The following is an 18,325-nucleotide window of genomic DNA, read 5'->3' as shown; positions in this document are numbered from 1 at the left end:
GGGTGTCGAATGCATGTTCGAATTCTATCGCGTCCAGCGGGCGACACGCCAGCGAATTATTCCCTCTACCAGCGCTTTCGCGTGTCGCAACTGATCATGCGACCGCTTCGGTGAATATGCTTGGGTGGAGGCCGGACTCGCTGCCGCCGAGTCGGCTCCAGTTGCGTAGTCGGACCGTGCTGGCGTCGAGCGCCGGCGCTGATCCGGCGCAGCCGTGTCTGCGAGCCGGAGCAGCCGAGGTGGACTGATGACAACGGTTACATGGTCGCGGTGTCGATGACGAAGCGGTAGCGCACATCGCTGGCGACGACTCGCTCGTAGGCCCCGTCGATCTGGTCCGCGGAGATTGTCTCGATCTCCGCGCCGATACCGTGTTCGGCGCAGAAGTTGAGCATCTCCTGGGTCTGCGCGATGCCGCCGATCATGGATCCGGCGAGGGAGCGGCGATAACCGGCCACCGTGAAAGGCTTTATCTGGAGCGGGTTTTCGGGGAGGCCGAGAATTACCAGGGTGCCGTCGAGGCGGAGCAGCTTCAGGTAGCTGTCGATGGGGAGGTCCGCGGACACCGTGTTGAGTATCAGGTCGAAGTGGTTGCGCAGGTCGCGGAAGGTTTGGCGGTCGCTGGTGGCGTAGTAGTGGTGGGCGCCGAATTTGGTGCCGTCTTCCTGCTTGCTCAGGGAGTGGCTGAGGACGGTGACCTCCGCGCCCATGGCGGAAGCGATCTTGACGCCGACGTGGCCCAGGCCGCCCATGCCGATAATCGCGACCCGCTTGCCGGGGCCCGCGTTCCAGTGCCGCAGGGGCGAGAACAGGGTGACGCCCGCGCAGAGCAGGGGTGCGGCCACATCCAGGCCGATACCCTCCGGAATGGACACCACGAAGTTCTCGGTCACCACGATCTGCGTGGAGTAGCCGCCCATGGTGTACCCGTCGGCCTGGATTTCGGGGGCGACGGGGGTGTTGTAGGTCATGGTGGCTCCGGGGATGCAGTACTGCTCCTCCCCGGCGACGCAGGGTTCGCATTCCCCACAGGAATCGACCATGCAGCCGACGCCTACGCGGTCGCCGACCCGGTGGCGGGTGACCGCGGAGCCGACCGCGGCGACCAGGCCCGCGATCTCGTGTCCGGGTACGCAGGGGTACTTGGCGCCGCCCCATTCGTCGCGTGCGGTGTGGATATCGGAGTGGCAGATGCCCGCGTACTTGATATCGATCAGCACATCGTGCGGGCCGAGCTCACGGCGTTCGATGGTGACCTTCTCGAAACGGCCATCGGGTGCGGATACGGCATAAGCGGCAGCTGTGCTCATAACTACATGCCTACCGTCGCATACGTCGATCCACCAAGGATTCGTCCGGAATGTCACCCTCGTTGTGGCTCACCCGAGATCGGGCGGCCGGTCGGCCCGCTGATTCGATGGCCATCCTGCTATCGGTGCTGTCCACGTGTATGACGCTGGTCGGTGGCCTGGCTGCGGTCCGAATCGGCGAACGCAAACGGCTCGTACCGGGGCTCGCGGCCAGGGTGAGCGGCGGCGCGGACTGATCCTGCTCGGCCTCGATGCCACCGCACCCGCTATCGGCTCGATTATCGGCACCCTGGTGAAGGTGCCACCCGAACTCGTCGGGTTGTACCTCGGCTATTTCGCGGGCTTTCTGCTGTACCGCGCGACCGTCGACATCCTCCCCGAGTCGCACGCCGGGAAGCCTTTCAAAGCGCCGCTGTTCTGCACACTTGCCGGTGTGGCCTGCATGCCCATGATCGCGGCGTTGCGCCACCGAGGCCGAATCATCCAGCGCCGCAAAACCATAGATCTCAGTACGGTGCAGGAACGGTACGGTACCGTGGGCGATATGTAAGCGAGGCGAGAGAGTTTCAGAATGCCGTTTGTCACGCGAGGGGGCGTGAAGATTCATTACACGGATACCGGCGGTGGGGGACGGGCAGTTGTGCTGGGGCACAGCCTGTTCATGGATCAGGAGATGTTCGCGGCGCAAGTGGCGGCGTTGACGCCGAAATATCGATTGATCGCCATCGACTCGCGGGGCCACGGGTTGAGCGAGGATGATGAAATACCGTTCAGCTATTGGGATTTGGCTCGGGACGCCTGGGCCGTACTGGACGATCTCGGCCTGGAGCGGGCCGTCGTGGGCGGCACCGCGTACGGGTCGTTCACCGCGGTGCGCATGGCCCTGCTCGCGCGACCTCGGGTGGACGGTCTGATCCTGGTCGGCTCCTCCGGATCGGCCATGAGTCCGCAGCGGCGGGTGGGATATCGCGAGGTGACCGATGCCTGGGCGGGGACGGCGGCGCTCGCGCCGACCATAAAAATGGTTGCCTCACTCATGATCGGAGGAACCGCCGAGGATCAAAAGCCTTGGCGGCAGAAATGGTTCACGGAGGATCGCGCTCGGCTGCGGCTGGCCGCGGACTGCATGATCCACCGGGATTCGGTACTCGAACTGCTGGGCGACATCACCTGTCCGGCCCTGGTGGTCCGGGGATTGGCGGACCAAGCCAACAGTCCCGAGGAAGTCGCGGAATTGGCAGCCGTACTGGGCAATCCGACCACGGTGCACACCATTGCCGGTGCTTCGCTGACACCGAATCTGACACATCCGGACGAGTTCAATGAGCTGGTACTGACCTTCCTCGACGGACTACCGTAGCCATCATTTCGGACTCTCCACCAGACCGATGAACAGCTGGTACGCGGGACCCGGTGCGGTACCGCGGTACCGCTGCACCCGGACGTCGAAAACGCTGGCGGTCCGGGGATTTCGCAAGGTGAAGGTGGGATCGCTCCGCCCGATACGCACATGCCCGACGCTCCACAGCCGCCGGAAGTCCGGTTGTTCACCCAATTCGCGCAGCACCCGGTCGATACCGTCCCGATCGGGGGCATCGGCGGCATAGGCGCGAAACCGGCCGACCATCAGCCGTGCCTCACGCTCCCATTCCTCGACGACTATGCGCGCCCGTGGATCGGTGAACATCCACCGCAGCACATGCCCGTCCCGGGCCAGCCCGGGGAGCGCCTCGTCGAAGGCGGTATTGCAGTCGACAATGCGCCAGCCGTCGTCGAGCGCCGCCGCCAAATGGGGGAGCAGCGCATCGAGCATGGTGCGCACCGCTGCGGCTGCCTCCTCGTCTTGGCGCAGCGGTCGCGGGTTCGGTGCACCGGGCCGCTGCTGGGCGAGGTGGTAGAGGTGAATCCGCTCGGCCGTATCCAACTCCAATACCGTGGCCAGCGAATCCAACACGGCCGGACCGGGATTGAGCGCCTCGCCCTGTTCGATCTTGGCGATATAGCCGAGGCTGGCGTGGGTGGCCTCGGCCAACTGTTTGCGGGTCAGACCGGCCGGATTCGCGCTGGTGGCCCGTCCCCGGCGTTCCCTGACGAACTCGGCCAGGGTCGGCGCGCGCAGCTCATCGGTGGACAGCACATTGATTTCATTGCCAGCCACCGACATAGCCGTATATCCGTCCTCACGCCGAGATCATTTCGCCCTCAGGATAGGTCGAGTTCCCGGTCCCGACCGGGCGAGCCGATATCGGGCACCACCCCTGTCGGTAGCACCGCGAACGGACCCGCCCCCATCGAGTGGTACCGGTTCGGAGCCGTGGTCATCACTGGGGTATCCCAGCGGTTGCCGAACCGAGTCTTCCCATTCGATATTGGCAAAGCGAGGTGGCACACAAGCAGGAGGACGGAAATGGCAAGCGATTCACCGTTTTCCGAGAGATCCGGACTACGTTCGCGCACGATCGAGATCGGCGAGGAGTCCTTTCCCTATTACTTCGGCGAGGACTGCATTGCCGAAATCTCGGACGCTATCGCCGATTTGGCACCCGACCGTCTGATTTTCGTCACCGACGATCACCTGCTCGAGCTGTACCGGCCGGAAATGCAGCGGCTGGCCGCCGGGACCCAGTCGATCACCCTGACCCACCCCGCCGGCGAGTCGATGAAAACCCTGTCCTGCCTGTCGGATCACCTGGAAACGGCGCTGCGGGCCGGAGTCACCCGCCGCTCGGTGGTGGTGTCCTTCGGGGGCGGCGTGCCCGGAAATCTGGCCGGACTATTGGCGAATCTGCTGTTCCGTGGCGTGCGGCTGGTACACGTCCCGACCACCACCATCGCCGCCATGGATTCGGTACTGTCGCTGAAGCAGGCGATCAATAGCGGTGTCGGCAAGAATCACATCGGCACCTTCTACGCACCCACCGCCGTCTATACCGATGTCGGCTTGTTCACCACCCTGCCCGAACGTGAATTGCGTTCCGGCCTCTGCGAAATGGCGAAGAACTGTCTGGCCATCCGGCCATCCACCCTGGACCAACTGCGCGCGGTCATCGCGGCCGGTGATCTCGCCGCACCGAATTCGCTGCTGTGGCTGCTGGACGCCAGCATTGCCGCGAAATCCGCGGTCACCCGTTTCGATACCTACGAACGCCGCACCGGATTGGTACTGGAATACGGTCACACCGTCGGCCACGCCATCGAGATCTGCGACCATCGCGCCCGCGGGGGCGCCGGAATCGCGCACGGGGCCGCGATCGCGTTGGGAATGCTGGTGGCAGCGCATATCTCGTATGCGCGCGGCTGGCTGTCCGACGACGAGGTGAGCGTCCACTACGAGATCGTCACCGGACTCGGGCTGCCACCGTGCCTACCCGCATCGGTCGATCTCGCCGATGTGCTGGCCGTCGTCGCCGACGACAATAAGAAGGGGTATCTCGAACCGCGCGCCGATGCCGTGCCGTTCGTGCTGCTGCGCGCCCTGGGCCGCCCGGAAACCACGGGAGACCTTCCGCTGGTGTATGTCTCGATCCCGGAGATTCGACAGGCGCTTACGTTTATCACAAAGCGATCCACCGCCGCGGTCGGCGTATAGGCGGCGCGATGCTGGCAATTCACGGCGGAACTCCGGTGCGGGACGGCAGGCCCTGGCCACAGTGGCCGCAGTACGACGACCGGACCGAGCGGGAACTCCTCGCCGCACTGCGATCCGCACGCTGGTCGGTGAGCCGACACGGCCCGAATGGCGGGAAATCCCGCGAACGGCTCTTCGGTGCGGCCTTCGCGCACTACAACGGTGCGGCCCACGGCGTCAGCGTCGACCACGGTTCCAGTGCGCTGGTCATCGCCCTGGAGGCCTTGGGAATCGGACCCGGTGACGAGGTCATCGTGCCCGGGATGACCTGGGTGGCGCCCGCGTCGGCTGTGCTGCGCGTCGGCGCACTGCCGGTGCTGGCCGACGTCGACCCCGAGACCGGCTGTCTCACAGGTGAACACATCCGGGGCCTCATTTCTGACCGCACCAGGGCCGTAATAGCGGTCCATCTGGCATGTACGGCGGTGCGACTCGACGACATTCTCGGAGTCGTCAGCGACGCCGGACTCCGGCTCATCGAAGACTGCTCGCAATCGCACGGAACACGCTGGGCCGGACGCAATGTCGGCACCTTCGGTGATATCGGGGTCTTCAGCCTCGGTGCCGCCAAGACCCTGGCCGCCGGTGAGGCGGGCGTCGCCATCACCGACAGCACGCGGCTGTACGAGCGAATGCTCATGCTGCGCGCCGATTCCCGGGGATACACCACCCACGAACCCGCACCGGGTGAAGACGAACTGGTGGAAATCGGCACGGTCATGGGCGCGAACTACTGCATGTCCGAACTGACCGCAGCGATACTGCTGGATCAACTGCGGCGGTTGGACCACCAGCACGCGCTCCGTGCGTCCCGGACCAAGGAACTCGAAGCCGGACTTCCCGATATCCCGGGCCTGGCCCCGATCCCCGTACCCGCGCAGATCGACCGCCGCGCCGTCTACGAATACGGAATCCAGTTCCGCCCCGGCACTTTCGGCGACGCCTCGATCGAGAGTGTCGCCGCGGCACTGACCGCCGAGCTGGGCACCAAGATCTATCCACCGCGAGTTCCTCTGCACCGCAGCGTTCTACTGCGACCCGAAACCAAACCGCGCTTCGCCCGGTGGTGGAACGACGCCGCCGCCCGCGCGGCCGGGCGCCCCTTCCCCGGGGCCGACCACTACCGCGACCACACCCTGCTCATGCACCACAGCGTGCTGCTGGGCGATGGCGGCGATATCGACGACCTGCTCGCCGCCCTGTCCAAGGTGCGTGCGCAGGCCTCATCCCTGACAGCGAAAGGTATGGCATGACATCGGAATTGATGTCCGACTGGGAGAGCCGCGCCATTGTCGGCGTGCACACCCGCCGGGCCGTCGAATCGGACTGGGACGCCCTGCGCGACCGTTACGACCGCGCCTTCGGCGGCGTCAAAACCGCGGACTTCGAGGCCTGGAAACGCCAGTTCCGGCTCGAGGATATCGCCGTGGTCGAGGATGTGAGCGAACCGCGGGCCCCGCGCATTGTCGGTACCGCCGCCATTATTCGCACCACCGTGACCGTGCCCGGCGGCGCGCAACTCGAGGTCGCGGCGTGTGCGCAGGGCATGGTGGCGACCACCCATCAGAAGCGCGGCATCTACGCCAAGGTGCAGGCCGAATTGATGACCATCGCCATGGAAACCGGGGCCGATGTGTTGGCGGCCATGCCCGGACCGGGTGGCAGCTACGCCTACGTCGGGGTGGCGACCTACACCCGGCACCTGCGCATCGATCGCCGCTGCGCGAAACTGAGGGTGGCCGAACCGGATTCGGGCTCGGTGCGGGAGGTCGGACTGCGGGAGACCGTCTCGGAACTGCGCCAGATCTACGCCCGCTGGCAGCAATCCACACCGGGTGCCCTGAGTCGCAGCGAGTTCTGGTGGCCGAGCAGTATCGGCGATGAACCGTTCATTATCGTCCACCCCGACGGTTACGTAATCTACGACCTCGTCGGCGACGCGGTGGTGGTGCGTGACTTCTGCGCACTCACCGTCAGTGCCCATCGTGAACTGCTGCGCTGTTTGCTCGGGCACGGCGAATACACCGAAATCCGAATGGATACCGCGGTGGACGATCCGACGCCACTGCTGTTGGAAGACCTTCGCACGGCTGCTGTCAGCAGTGTCGACGCGGGTGTCTGGATGTGGATCATCAACCTGGCCAAGGCCATTCGTGCCCGGTCCTTCGCGGCGGACTTCCAAGGCGTGATCGACGTGGCCGATCCGTGGGGAATGAGCTCCGGCACCTTCGCCCTGGAGATCTCCGGAGGGAAGGGAACCTGGGAACCGGCCCCCGATGGTGCGCGGGCCGATGTGCGGGTCAGCCCCTTGGAAATGACCACCGCCTATTTCGGCGCGCACACCGTGGGTGAGCTGGAGCGGGCGGGCCGCGTCGAAGAACTGACCCCCGGCGCTGTCACCGCTCTGGATCGGGCCTTCGCCCCCGGCCGACGCCCCTTCAACACCACACCCTTCTGAGGAGCTGTCATGCGGAATTCAGCGCCGACCGTGTGCCCGATGACCGGTGCCTCGGGGATCAGTCGGATCACCACACCCACCGGCGACAGCGCCTGGCTGGCCACCGGGTACACGCTGGTGCGGGAGCTGTTCACCGATCCCCGGCTCGGTCGATCCCATCCCACTCCGGAAACCGCCGCCCGCATGAGCGAATCGGCCTTCAACGGTGGCCCGATCGGCGATTTCGATACCGAACCGGTCGATCACGCACGCATGCGGTCGCTACTGCAACCGCACTTCTCGCCGAAACGTATGCGGGAGTTGCGGCCTCGCGTGGAGGAAATCACCTCGCTACTGCTCGACGAGATGCAGGCGCAGGGATCCCCGGCCGATCTACAGGCCGCACTGTCGCTGCCATTGCCCCTCCTGGTGATCTGCGAGCTGCTCGGGGTGCCGTATGGCGAGCGGGCGCAGTTCCGGGAGTGGACCGAGGCGGTCGGCCATGTCACCGACCGCGCGCGGGTCGAGCAGGGGATGGCCGATCTCTTCGCCTACAACCAGGAACTGGTGCGCCGGAAGCGGCGCGCACCCGGGGACGATGTGGTGTCGCGGCTGTGCGCCGTCGACGGTGTCGCCGACGACGAAATCGCCATGCACGCACTGGTTTTGCTCTTCGCCGGTCATGAGACCTCTGCGGTGCAGATCGGCACCGGCGTGCGGATGCTGCTGGAGAATCCGGCGCAATGGCGCAAGCTGGGAGAAGACCCGGACCTCGTGGCCAGCGCCACCGAAGAACTGCTGCGCGCCTGCGATGCCAGCAGCATGCTGCGCTACGCGCGCACCGAGCTCGAGATCGCGGGGGAGAAGATATCCACGGGTGATCTGGTACTGCTCGGCACGGCCTCCGCCAATCACGATCCGGAGGTGTTCACCGACCCCGACCGGGTTGATATCGCCCGCCAGGAAGCCGCGCACTTCCTGTTCGGGCACGGCGCCCGCTACTGCATCGGCGCGCCGCTGGCCCGCATCGAATTGCAGGTGGCGTTCGGACAACTCGTCGAACGATTCCCCACCATGACCCTCGCCGTCGACTCCGCGGACCTGATCGAGCGGAAGGAGATATTCACCGGGGGACTGACCGCACTTCCGGTGCGATGGTGACGAGAACCGCCACCACCTAGCCGACCCACTGTGCCCACTGCGCCCGGGACGTCTTCTGCGGGCCTGCCGGGGCACAGCCCCTGAAGCGCTTCACCCCGGCACGCTGTACTGGTACACATAAAGCAGAGTCGCCGGGCCCGATGGGGCATACAGGAGGCGGGTGGCATGTACGACGAACCGGAACGAGACAGACCAGGCGCGGGGCGCCTACTCGCTGCGGTGTTCGCGGCCGCACTGGCCATTACCGCACTGTTCGGCTACCACGGTGAGCTGCCCCGCTGGACGTTCAATTCCGACCCGCCGACCTACAGCCTGCTCGGTCCGCCGCTGCCGCCCCTGGACGCCAATTTGGTGTCGCATGTGGTGGAGCCCGCCCTGGTGAATATCAATGCCAATATGCGGCCGTTCGGGCTCGCGGCCGCCGGATCCGGCATCATCCTCACCGCCGAGGGGCAGGTGCTCACCAGCCATCACGTCATCAAGGGCGCCGACAGCGTGAGCGTCACCGATATCGGTACCGGCGCGGTGTATCCGGCCACCGTGCTCGGTTACGACTCCGGCTCCGATATCGCACTGCTCGAACTCACCGGCGCGGGTGCGCTGCCCACCGCGCGCATCGGCACCTCCGCCCCGCTCCGGCTCGGCGATGAGGTGCTGGCCATCGGCAATGCGGGCGGTACCGGATCGCCGACCGCGGTGGGTGGGGCCGTCACCGGCCTGGATAGCACCATTGTGGCGCGGAACTCATCGGACCTGTCCCGAAAGTCCCTGCGCGGCATGATCGAAGTCGCGGCCCCGGTCGCCGCCGGCCAATCCGGTGGGGCACTGGTGGATCGCTACGGCGCGGTAGTCGGTGTGGTCACCGCCGCCTCCGGAGATGTGCGCAAGGCGCTCGGCGACGGCCCCAACGGCTATGCGGTGCCCATCGATACCGCCATGGGTGTGGTGCACCAAATCCGTTCCGGCACACCGACGGACACCGTGCACGTCGGCCCCACCGCCACCCTCGGCATCCTCACCTCCGATGACCGCTCCGGTGGCGCGCGCATCGACGTCACCCTCTACGGAACGCCCGCCCATACGGCCGGACTCGTCGACGGCGAGGTCATCATCGCTCTCGACGGCGGCCCCATCGGCACCGCGCAGGCGCTGCGCGCGGCCCTGAATCTGCGAAAGCCCGGTGACGTCGTGCGATTGGACGTCACCGGGCCCCATGGTCAGCGCTCGGTCGATGTGACCCTGAGCGTCGGACCGCCGAACTAGACCAGATCCAGCCAGTAGTCCTGGAACTGGAGGAACAGAATGAGCGTGACCACCGCGTAGAACACGGCGACCACGGTCCACCGCCACTCCACCACGATCTGCAAGACGCCACGCGACCTATCCCACAGCTGCCCGGTCACCACCGCGAACAGTGCGGGCGTCGCCGCCCACACCACCATGCACCACGGGCACAGCGCGTGAATATTGAAGACGGCCTGGTAGATCAGCCAGCAGATGAAGGCCATGCCGAGCGTCAGCCCCACCCACAGCCCGGCCCAGATCCAACGCGGAAAACCGATACCGGAAACGGCCAGCACGCCGAGCGTCACCACCACGGAGAAGCCGACAATGCCGATAATCGGATTCGGAAAACCGAAGGCCGCGGCCTGATCGGACTCCATGACCGTCGTACACGCCATCACCTGATCGATACTGCACAGCGGTTTGAAGCCGGGATCGGTGAACAGCTTGAACTTATCGACCGTGAGGACCACCGAGGCGAACCAGCCGACAAGCCCGCCCAGCAGAATCGCCCAGGCGGACTTGGGTGGAGCGGAAATGATCACTGCGCCGCGGCCTCGATCACCGGCTTCAAACCATCCTGGCCCATGAGTTCCTGCTGCGTCTGCACCTGCGTGCCATTCACGTAGACCGACGGGGTGGACTTGACGCCCGCGTCGAAGACGGCCTGGGTCTCGGCCTGCACATAGGCGGCGTACTTATTGTCCTTGATGTCCTGCGCCACAGCGGGATCGGTGTAACCGGCCTCGGTGGCGATCTGGATCAGCTGGTCATCGGTGAGTCCGGCGCCGCCCTCGGGCGTCTGCTTCTCGAACAGGAGTCCGATGAACTTCTGCACCTTCGACACATCCGTGCTGCCCGCCACGTAGATCGCGTTCGCCGCGCGCGAGGAGTACTGATTGGTGGAGGCCTTGTCCAGGAACGAGATGACGTTGTACTCGGCCACCGCGGTCCCGTCGGCCACCGCGCTCTCGAGGACAGCGTGGTTCGCGTTCTCGAACATGGCGCAGGCCGGGCACTGCGGGTCGGCGACGATCTGCACCTTGACCTTGGCGTCCGGCTGGCCGACGACGATCGCGCCACCGGAGTTGACGTTCGCCGGGACCGCGCCCTGACTCGCGTCGAAGCTGACGGTCGGATTGAACGATTCGGCGGTTCCACTGTCGGACTTGCGCATAGCCAATCCGATACCGATCGCCGCGATCAGGCCGACCACCACCGCCGCCACCGCCACCTGAATGGCGATCTTGCGATTGCGATCGGATTTCTGCGCCGCCGCGAGCGGGTTCTTCCGAAGTTCCGGCTGCTTGCTCACCTGCGCGTTCACCACGCCTTCCTGTCGCCTCGGACCCTGCGCCGCAATGGTACGGCGGGGACCTCGAGATTTGCGTGACCGTTGACGGCCCCGGGACACACGTCGGGGCCATCATTACGGGTGAACCTGAGAGATTCCTGTTCAAGACTCCAGTAGGCGGCGCTTCTGCTCCTCGATATCGAACTTCGCCGACGGCCATTCCAGTTTCAGGCCGGTAAGTGCGTCGATGAGCAGTTCGGTGACCGCGAGACGCGAGTACCACTTGTGGTCGCAGGGCAGCATGTGCCAGGGCGCGTACTCGGTACCGGTGCGATCCAGAACGGCCTGGTACGCCTCCTGATAGGCGGGCCAGTAGGCGCGTTCGTCGATATCGGCGGGATTGAATTTCCAGTACTTGTCGGTGCGTTCGAGCCGCTGCATGAGGCGTTTCTTCTGCTCGTCGAGGGAGACGAACATGGCGACCTTGATGAGCGTGGTGCCCTCGTCGACCAGCTTGCGTTCGAATTTGTTGATCTCGTCGTAGCGCTTCTCCCAGACCGGGGGCTCGACCAGTTCGTGCACGCGCACCACGAGGACATCCTCATAGTGGGAGCGGTCGAAGACGCCGATCTGCCCGGCCCTGGGCAGCTCCTTGCGAATACGCCACAGGTAGTGGTGCTTCTTCTCGGTGTCGGTGGGCACGCCGAAGGAGGCATGGTCCACTCCCTGCGGATCCACCGAACCGATGACATGCCGGACGATGCCACCCTTGCCCGCGGTATCCATCCCCTGCAACACCAGCAGCACGCTGCGCTGATCGCCGGAGCGGCCGTTGGCGTAGAGCCTTTCCTGCAGATCCGACAGCACTTGCGCGCGTTCGGCGAGCAGTGCCTCCCCGGCCCGCTTATTGCCCTTGAACCCCGGGGTGGCCGAGGTATCGAATTTGCGGACCTTCGCGCCGTCCGCGCGTAGAGCTTTGGTCACTGGAACAGACCACGTAGTCGCCTTCGCCATCTTTCAGCTGTAGCACGGTGCGCATGTCGCGCGTGGCGGACTCGCCGAATTACAGGCAGGCCAGGTGCATGAGCTGGGCGGCGAACTCCTCGTCGTCGACCGGGGTCAGCGTCAGATCGGCGGCGGTACTGAGCAGGTAGCGGCCATCATTGGAGAAATCCAGCCAGGTGCGGTGCCGGGTCGGCGGAGAGAGCGGATTGGCCGGAGCCACCGAGACGGTAATGAATCCGCGCCCATCGACCGGAGCGTTGAGTTTGCGGCGGAAAAGTGCTGCGTCACCACCGGATTCGACCTCGGTGCAGGCCACGCGGCCATCGGTGCGCAGTACCGCGTCCTGCGGTTCCCGCAATTGTCCGAGCCGTCCCGCGGGTGCCGAGCCGACGGCCTCCACCAGTTCCCGGCCCACCTGATCGGTCGGGGACACCTGGACCGTCACCGCATCCGGTAGCTCGACCAGGATTCCGGCCCGCTGCTGCGATACCGCGGCGAAGGCGCGGACCGCCGGTCCCGCGGTGCGCTCGCCGAAGAGGGTGAGGGTGGTGACGTCGGAGCGGGCGCACAGCATGAGCGCGGCCGTCAGCTCCGGATCGGTACGGCGCAGGAAGCGATGGTGCAAAGGCGCTGCGGTGTCCGGGTTTTCGGGTTCGGTGGGGACGCCGTGCAGGGGATAGGGGCGGCGGTGCTGTCGGGTCTCGCGGGTCCAGACCAGCGCGAAGTCATCCGGGGTCAGGACCCACTTCGTAGTCATGGCGCGAGATTCCCTTCAGCGCCGGAATCTGCCGAGCAGGCCCCGATATCCGATACGGACATATCGGGGTCCCCCCTTTCTGTGAGCACCCTCCGTCCGAATCGGACATTACCGGAGCTATCGGTACGGTGCGCACTTCTGAGAACGCCCGATTGAGACCTTGGCACACCGTGTCATAGCGGGGCCGAAGCGGAAAGAACCCGCCCGGCGCGACGAACCGTCGCGCGGGGCGGGTGCGAGTGGAGCGGCTATCAGGCCGGTTCGACCTCGATCTTCATCCCATTCGCCCGCAGCCGCTCGGTGAGCGCATCGCCCATAGCCGAAGCGGGCGTGAGGATTCCGGCCAGCTCGGGGAGTTTGTCGAAGGCCAGGGCCAGCCCGGCCTGGCCGAGCATGACCGAGGTGGCCTGGTAGCCGGGATCGCCCTGGCCCGCGAAGGTGCAGACGTATTTCGCGCCGGAGGTGGTGTTGGCGAAGGTGCGCATGGTGAACCAGCCACTGCGGCGGGCCTGCTCACTGGGGCCGGTACCGGGCTTGGGGACCACGCGGTCGAGGAGCTTGCGGCCCACCGGAACTCGCGACAGCAGCGCACCCGCCGCCATGGTCGCGACGATGCCGCCCGCGACACCGGCCGCCACCAAGGGCGCGACCGGCGAGGAACCGACGCTCATGACCTCGCGGTAGCGGAAGTTCTTGCCGTACGGCCAGCCCAGCAGACCATTGCTGCGGCGCACCACCTTGGTGTTGTGCGCGGCCATGACGAAGGTTGCCACCCAACCGTCGAGGCTGGGGTCGATAGCGGAGGCCCGCGCCAGCGCCTGATCGGACTGGCGACCCACCTGCGGGTCCATCGCCCGGTCGGGGCTGAGCGAATACGGGTGCGTCATAACCGATCCCTTGGCCGGATCGGCGGCAATGGCCTCCATCATGGCGCGGCCGGAATCGATGGTGCCACCGCTGGCGCCGCCCTTGAGCCAGGCGACGAGCGTGGTGTCGGTGAGCTCCCCGACATTGTCCTCGACACTGCGCTTGTACAGCTGATACACACTCAGATCCGACGGAATCGAGTCGTAGCCACAGGAATTCACGATCTTCGCGCCGGTCTCGGCGGCCCGCTCACCGAAGCGGTCGATGCAATCGCGAATGAACAGCGGCTCACCGGTCAGATCGGCGTAGTGGGTGCCGTTCTCGGCGCACGCCTCGACCAGGTCCAGTCCGTAACGCAGGTACGGCCCGACCGTGGTGACCACTACCTTGGTCCGCGCGGCCAGCGCGTCGAGCGCGGCCGCATCGGCGGAATCCGCGATCACCAGCGGCCAATTCGCCGCCGCCGGACCGAGTTCCGCGCGCACCGCCGCCAGCTTCGATTCGGAGCGACCCGCCAATGCGATCCGTGCGCCCGCGGGCGCGGCTCCGGTCAGATACTCCGCGGTCAACTTGCCCACGAAGCCGGTCGCCCCGAAGAGTACGAGATCGAATTCCCGGTCAGCCATCGAAATTTCTCCTTAGCCAGCGGCTTACGCCTTGGTGGTGGTGCGCTTACGAGTGGTCTTCTTCTTGGCCGGGGTCGTCGCCTCCGGTACGGGTCGCGTCGCGAGCCAGGCGTGATGGCTCTTGCCGAGTTCGGTCACCGGTGCGTCGCCGTACAACCATTCGCGGGCGATGCGATGCCAGTTATTGGTCGCCTCCAACTGCCCCAGCATGCCGAAGGTCAGGAAGTCCGCGCGCCGGGAGAACAGGTGCTCCGGTGGCAGATTCTGTTGTTTCATGCCGGAGAATTCGCTGGCTCGCGGATCCACGGCCAGCACGAACGCACCCGAGGCCAGCTCCGGCGTAATGGTCAGCGGCTCATCTACGAGGGCCCATTCGCAGGCGGCCAGCACGTATTCCAGGCACTCCTCGGCGGTGATCTCCTCGGGTGATTCGATAACGCCGCGCGCGATCATGAGGTCGCGCAACTCTTCCGCGTTCTCCTCGGCGGCGGCGCGAATGCAGGTGGCCTCGAACTGCACATGCTCCGGGTTCATCCGGTTGAACAGTCCGAAATCCAGGAACGCCACCCGCCCGTCATCGCCGAGCAGCAGATTGCCCGGATGCGGGTCGCCGCAGAACTCATTGAAGGTGAACAGCGATCCCACATAGAAGCGGTAGATGATCTCGCCGAGCCGGTCGCGCTCCTCGGCGGGCAGCTGCCGGATCTCAGTGAAACCACGGCCCGGGAAGTACTCACTCACCAGCACCCGGGTGCTGGACAGTTCCGGCATGGTGTTCGGCACCACGATGAACGGGTGGTCGGCGTAGAGCTCGGCGACCTCACGCTGGGTGCGCGCCTCGGCCACGTAGTCGAGTTCGCTCTCCAGATTCAGCCGCAGCTCATCGAGTACGGCCGGGGTCACCCACGGCATGGCCGATTGCAGGACTCGGCGAAACATGGCCAGGTTCTTCAGATCCGCGCGGACCGCGGCGTCGATGCCCGGGTACTGCACCTTCACCGCGACGGTGCGGCCGTCGTGGAGTCTGCCGCGGTACACCTGTCCGATGGAGGCGGCGGCAATGGGTTCCGGCTCGAATTCGGCGAACACCTCGGCGAGCGGTTTGCCGAAATCCTCCTCGATAACCGCGCGCATAGTGTCGAAGTTGACCGAGGGGGCGCTGTCGCGCAGCACGGCGAGGCGGCGTTGGAAACGCTCACGGTGTTCGGGCGGAACCATATCGAAGTCGAGCACCGACAGCATCTGCCCGAGTTTCATGGCGACGCCCTTCATGGTGCCGAGCACCATGACCATCTGTTCGGTGGCCCGGATCATGGATTCCTCGGCCATTCGCTCGCGCACGGCCTCCGAGCGCCCCCGCATCGAACGTCGGGTTTTCTGGGCGCGCAAGGCATTACCGGCGACCGCCATACCGAGCTTCGTCCCCCGCGCAAGCCTGGATGTGGGCAGCTCTTTCGCCATCAGTGACCCTCCAGAAGCTATCGGCGCCCCCGTTGGTGCCGACTCGGCGGATGTGTGCCGCACATCGTGTGCCCGCCGGAGATCAGCCTAGCCAACGTGGCTGGCTCCGGCCTAGCACTCAGACTCAGACAGCTGCTTTGTGAACCGTGATTCCGAGCCTTATCGGTACTCCCCGGCGGTGGCTGCCGCCCGGATTACTGCCCGGCGGATTGTTGCGGTGCGTACCTCTGTCTTGAGGAAAGCCGCACCGGCAGTGGACACTCGCATGCTGCTATCGGACCGTTCGGCCGGTCAGCGATCGTTTTCCGGATCCGGCAGTACGTGCGGCTGCGAATTGAACCACTCCCGCGAGCCACCCGTACGCACCATGCCCTCAATGGCGCTCCACGCCATCATGGTCAGGTAGTCGAGCATCTCCTCGGTGGACATGGTGCGATTTGTAATCCACCAGTCCGTCGCCAGCTGCACACCGCCGACCAATACGTAGGCCCACAGCATGGAGCCCTCGGTCTGCACCCCGCGGTCGAACGCCTTATCGGTGATGACCGCCGCCACCACCTGCGCGAACAACTTCTCGAAGTCGGCGAGGGTGGAGGTGTCGGTGGACGATCCATTGCCCATGATGAAGCGGTAGACATCGGTATCGGCGTCCACCGTGTGCACGTACGCGGCGAGCGTATTGCGCACCAACTGGTACTCGTCGAGGTCATCGCTGATGGCCTCGTAGATGCGCGGCATCAGGGTGGTCTCGATGAACCGCTCCATACAGGCGCGGGTCAAATCCTGCTTATCCGAGAAGTATCGGTACAGCACGGTTTTCGAGACGCCGATCTCGGCGGCGATCTCATCCATACCGATATCTCCACCGCGACCGCGAATCGCGGCCAAGGTGCCGTCGACGAGTTCCTCGCGACGGTCGATCTTATGTTGTTGCCAGCGACGCTTGCGGCCGTCCACACGGCCGGGGCGCGCAGTCGAATCCATGGCGGCGCTCACGGTCTCCTTCGTGGTCAGCGTGGGCTCCTAGCTCGCGTAATCTCCGGGACAGACTTCAGCTTAAGCCCCGCATGCCGTCGATCGTCACCGATCGGTCCCGGCCCGGTGGCCCGGAGTAGTCACCCGGACACCGCAGAATGGAACATATGGAGCAACCCACCGGCAGCACCGGGGTACTCGAACCGGGCAAGCGGAAGACGGCGGCCGCATCCAATCCAGGTGCGTTCGCCGACCTCATGGACGAGGCGGGCAAGGCGCGCGACCTACGGAAGATGAAGATCGTGGCCACCGGATTCCTGGTGGCGGCCACCATCATCTATCTGTTCTGCCGTTGGCTGGAATCACGCGGCGAAGGGGGCGACTGGGTCGGCTACGTGCGGGCGGCGTCGGAGGCGGGCATGGTCGGCGCACTCGCCGACTGGTTCGCGGTGACCGCGCTGTTCAAGCATCCGCTGGGCCTGCCGATTCCGCATACCGCCATTATTCGTAAGAAGAAGGATCAGCTGGGCGAGAGTCTCGGCGATTTCGTGCGCACCAACTTCCTCTCCCCGGATGTGGTGACCACGAAGGTGAATTCGGCCCAGATCTCGCTGCGACTGGGCGGTTGGATGGCGAATCCGGACAATGCCGCCCGGGTCGCCGAGGAGTCGTCGACGATTCTGCGGGCGGTGATCGGGGCGCTGCGCGACGAGGATGTCGAGCAGGTCATCGACCAGACCATCGTCAAACGCATCGCCGAACCGCTGTGGGGTCCGCCCATCGGCAAGGTGCTCAACGAGCTGTTGGCCGACAACCGGCAGGCGCCGCTGCTGGACCTGCTGGCCGAGCGGGCGCACCAGTGGGCCCTGGGTAGTCAGGAGACCATCGACCGGATCGTGAATCGCGACGCTCCGGGCTGGGCGCCGAAATTCGTGAACCAGATGCTGGCGGAGCGAATCTATCGGGAATTGGTGGAATTCACGTGGAAGGTGCGCTCGCAGCCGGATCATGAGGTGCGGCAGGCGGCGAACAGCTTCCTGGAGGAGTTCGCACACGATCTGCAATTCGACGACGCGATGATCAAGAAGGCCGAGCGGGTGAAGTCCGAGCTGATGGGCCGGGAGGAAATCACCGGTATGGCGCACGCCACATGGCGCGCCGCCAAGCGGATGATTCTGGAATCGGCCGACGACCCGAACAGCACGCTGCGCCGCAAGGTCGCGGAGAATGTGCAGCAGTTGGGACAGCGTCTGGTCGACGATCCGGGCACCCGGGAAAAGGTCGACGGCTGGGTCGAGCGGGGCACCCGCTATCTGGTGAGCAATTACGGCCAGGAGATCGCGACGCTGGTCAGCGACACGGTTGCTCGCTGGGATGCCGACGAGGCGAGCCGCAAGATCGAATTGCAGGCGGGTCGTGATCTGCAATTCATCCGTATCAACGGGACAGTGGTGGGTTCGCTGGCAGGTCTTGCGATCTACTCCATTTCGCATGTGCTGTTCAATGTCTGACGGCATGAC

At 65.5% G+C, this 18,325-nt stretch carries 18 protein-coding genes; 9 read left to right on the top strand and 9 right to left on the bottom strand.

Going from position 1 to position 18,325, the window contains the following annotated elements:
• Positions 1-257: 257 nt before the first annotated feature.
• Entirely contained in the window at positions 258-1,310 is a 1,053-nt protein-coding gene (locus NU1_RS37590; RefSeq protein ID WP_067529014.1) for an NAD(P)-dependent alcohol dehydrogenase, read from the bottom strand.
• A 50-nt stretch (positions 1,311-1,360) separates the two neighbouring features.
• Between NU1_RS37590 and NU1_RS42025 the strand changes: the two genes are divergently transcribed.
• From NU1_RS42025 to NU1_RS37580, 3 genes are all read left to right on the top strand, one after another.
• A complete protein-coding gene (locus NU1_RS42025) occupies positions 1,361-1,546 on the top strand; it encodes a hypothetical protein (protein ID WP_157553527.1) in 186 nt (61 codons plus the stop codon).
• A 62-nt stretch (positions 1,547-1,608) separates the two neighbouring features.
• Complete coding sequence (locus NU1_RS42020; protein ID WP_157553525.1) at positions 1,609-1,860, top strand: ZIP family metal transporter; 252 nt, start codon at positions 1,609-1,611, stop codon at positions 1,858-1,860.
• Positions 1,861-1,905: 45 nt separating this feature from the next.
• A complete protein-coding gene (locus NU1_RS37580; RefSeq protein ID WP_169815202.1) occupies positions 1,906-2,670 on the top strand; it encodes an alpha/beta fold hydrolase in 765 nt (254 codons plus the stop codon).
• A 3-nt stretch (positions 2,671-2,673) separates the two neighbouring features.
• Here the strand turns inward: NU1_RS37580 and NU1_RS37575 are convergent, their stop codons facing one another.
• Positions 2,674-3,468 carry a helix-turn-helix transcriptional regulator gene (locus tag NU1_RS37575; RefSeq protein WP_169815201.1) on the bottom strand — a complete coding sequence of 265 codons (795 nt, stop codon included), beginning with the start codon at positions 3,466-3,468 and terminating at the stop codon, positions 2,674-2,676.
• Between the two features lie 249 nt (positions 3,469-3,717).
• Between NU1_RS37575 and NU1_RS37570 the strand changes: the two genes are divergently transcribed.
• The 5 genes from NU1_RS37570 to NU1_RS37550 all read left to right on the top strand — a co-directional run bounded on the left by NU1_RS37570 (position 3,718) and on the right by NU1_RS37550 (position 9,799).
• Positions 3,718-4,899, top strand: a complete 1,182-nt coding sequence (locus tag NU1_RS37570; RefSeq protein ID WP_067529010.1) for a 3-dehydroquinate synthase family protein — start codon at positions 3,718-3,720, stop codon at positions 4,897-4,899.
• An 8-nt stretch (positions 4,900-4,907) separates the two neighbouring features.
• Entirely contained in the window at positions 4,908-6,191 is a 1,284-nt protein-coding gene (locus NU1_RS37565; RefSeq protein ID WP_067529009.1) for a DegT/DnrJ/EryC1/StrS family aminotransferase, read from the top strand.
• The gene (locus tag NU1_RS37560) at positions 6,188-7,396 is read left to right on the top strand and encodes a GNAT family N-acetyltransferase (protein WP_084522170.1); all 1,209 of its coding nucleotides are present in this window, start codon (positions 6,188-6,190) and stop codon (positions 7,394-7,396) included. Before NU1_RS37565 ends, NU1_RS37560 begins: the two co-directional genes overlap by 4 nt.
• Positions 7,397-7,405: 9 nt before the next feature.
• Positions 7,406-8,536, top strand: a complete 1,131-nt coding sequence (locus NU1_RS37555; protein ID WP_245720494.1) for a cytochrome P450 — start codon at positions 7,406-7,408, stop codon at positions 8,534-8,536.
• Positions 8,537-8,701: 165 nt separating this feature from the next.
• Positions 8,702-9,799, top strand: coding sequence for a S1C family serine protease (locus NU1_RS37550; protein WP_067529006.1), 1,098 nt, complete (start codon positions 8,702-8,704; stop codon positions 9,797-9,799).
• Here the strand turns inward: NU1_RS37550 and NU1_RS37545 are convergent.
• The 7 genes from NU1_RS37545 to NU1_RS37515 all read right to left on the bottom strand — a co-directional run bounded on the left by NU1_RS37545 (position 9,796) and on the right by NU1_RS37515 (position 16,814).
• The gene (locus NU1_RS37545; RefSeq protein WP_245720493.1) at positions 9,796-10,365 is read right to left on the bottom strand and encodes a vitamin K epoxide reductase family protein; all 570 of its coding nucleotides are present in this window, start codon (positions 10,363-10,365) and stop codon (positions 9,796-9,798) included. The two genes, NU1_RS37550 and NU1_RS37545, sit on opposite strands and share 4 nt — an antisense overlap.
• A complete protein-coding gene (locus NU1_RS37540; RefSeq protein WP_245720492.1) occupies positions 10,362-11,147 on the bottom strand; it encodes a DsbA family protein in 786 nt (261 codons plus the stop codon). The genes NU1_RS37545 and NU1_RS37540 overlap by 4 nt, the downstream gene beginning before the upstream one ends.
• A gap of 129 nt (positions 11,148-11,276) precedes the next feature.
• A complete protein-coding gene (locus NU1_RS37535) occupies positions 11,277-12,128 on the bottom strand; it encodes a polyphosphate kinase 2 family protein (protein ID WP_067529005.1) in 852 nt (283 codons plus the stop codon).
• 49 nt (positions 12,129-12,177) lie between these two features.
• On the bottom strand, positions 12,178-12,876 hold the full coding sequence (locus NU1_RS37530; protein WP_067529004.1) for an ESX secretion-associated protein EspG: 699 nt from the start codon (positions 12,874-12,876) through the stop codon (positions 12,178-12,180).
• 251 nt (positions 12,877-13,127) lie between these two features.
• The gene (locus NU1_RS37525; RefSeq protein ID WP_084522169.1) at positions 13,128-14,369 is read right to left on the bottom strand and encodes a saccharopine dehydrogenase family protein; all 1,242 of its coding nucleotides are present in this window, start codon (positions 14,367-14,369) and stop codon (positions 13,128-13,130) included.
• Between the two features lie 24 nt (positions 14,370-14,393).
• Positions 14,394-15,830: an ABC1 kinase family protein gene (locus tag NU1_RS37520; RefSeq protein WP_067529002.1), complete on the bottom strand. Its 1,437-nt coding sequence runs from the start codon at positions 15,828-15,830 to the stop codon at positions 14,394-14,396.
• Between the two features lie 291 nt (positions 15,831-16,121).
• Positions 16,122-16,814, bottom strand: coding sequence for a TetR/AcrR family transcriptional regulator (locus NU1_RS37515; protein WP_067529001.1), 693 nt, complete (start codon positions 16,812-16,814; stop codon positions 16,122-16,124).
• Positions 16,815-17,062: 248 nt separating this feature from the next.
• On the opposite strand from NU1_RS37515, the gene NU1_RS37510 reads away from it, so the two are divergent.
• The gene (locus NU1_RS37510) at positions 17,063-18,316 is read left to right on the top strand and encodes a DUF445 domain-containing protein (RefSeq protein ID WP_067529019.1); all 1,254 of its coding nucleotides are present in this window, start codon (positions 17,063-17,065) and stop codon (positions 18,314-18,316) included.
• The last annotated feature ends 9 nt before the right edge of the window (positions 18,317-18,325 follow it).

It is taken from the genome of Nocardia uniformis NBRC 13702, from assembly GCF_001613345.1.
GTDB lineage: Bacteria > Actinomycetota > Actinomycetes > Mycobacteriales > Mycobacteriaceae > Nocardia > Nocardia uniformis.
Note: the sequence above shows the minus strand (reverse complement) of the source record. Positions and strands in the feature narration are given on the sequence as shown.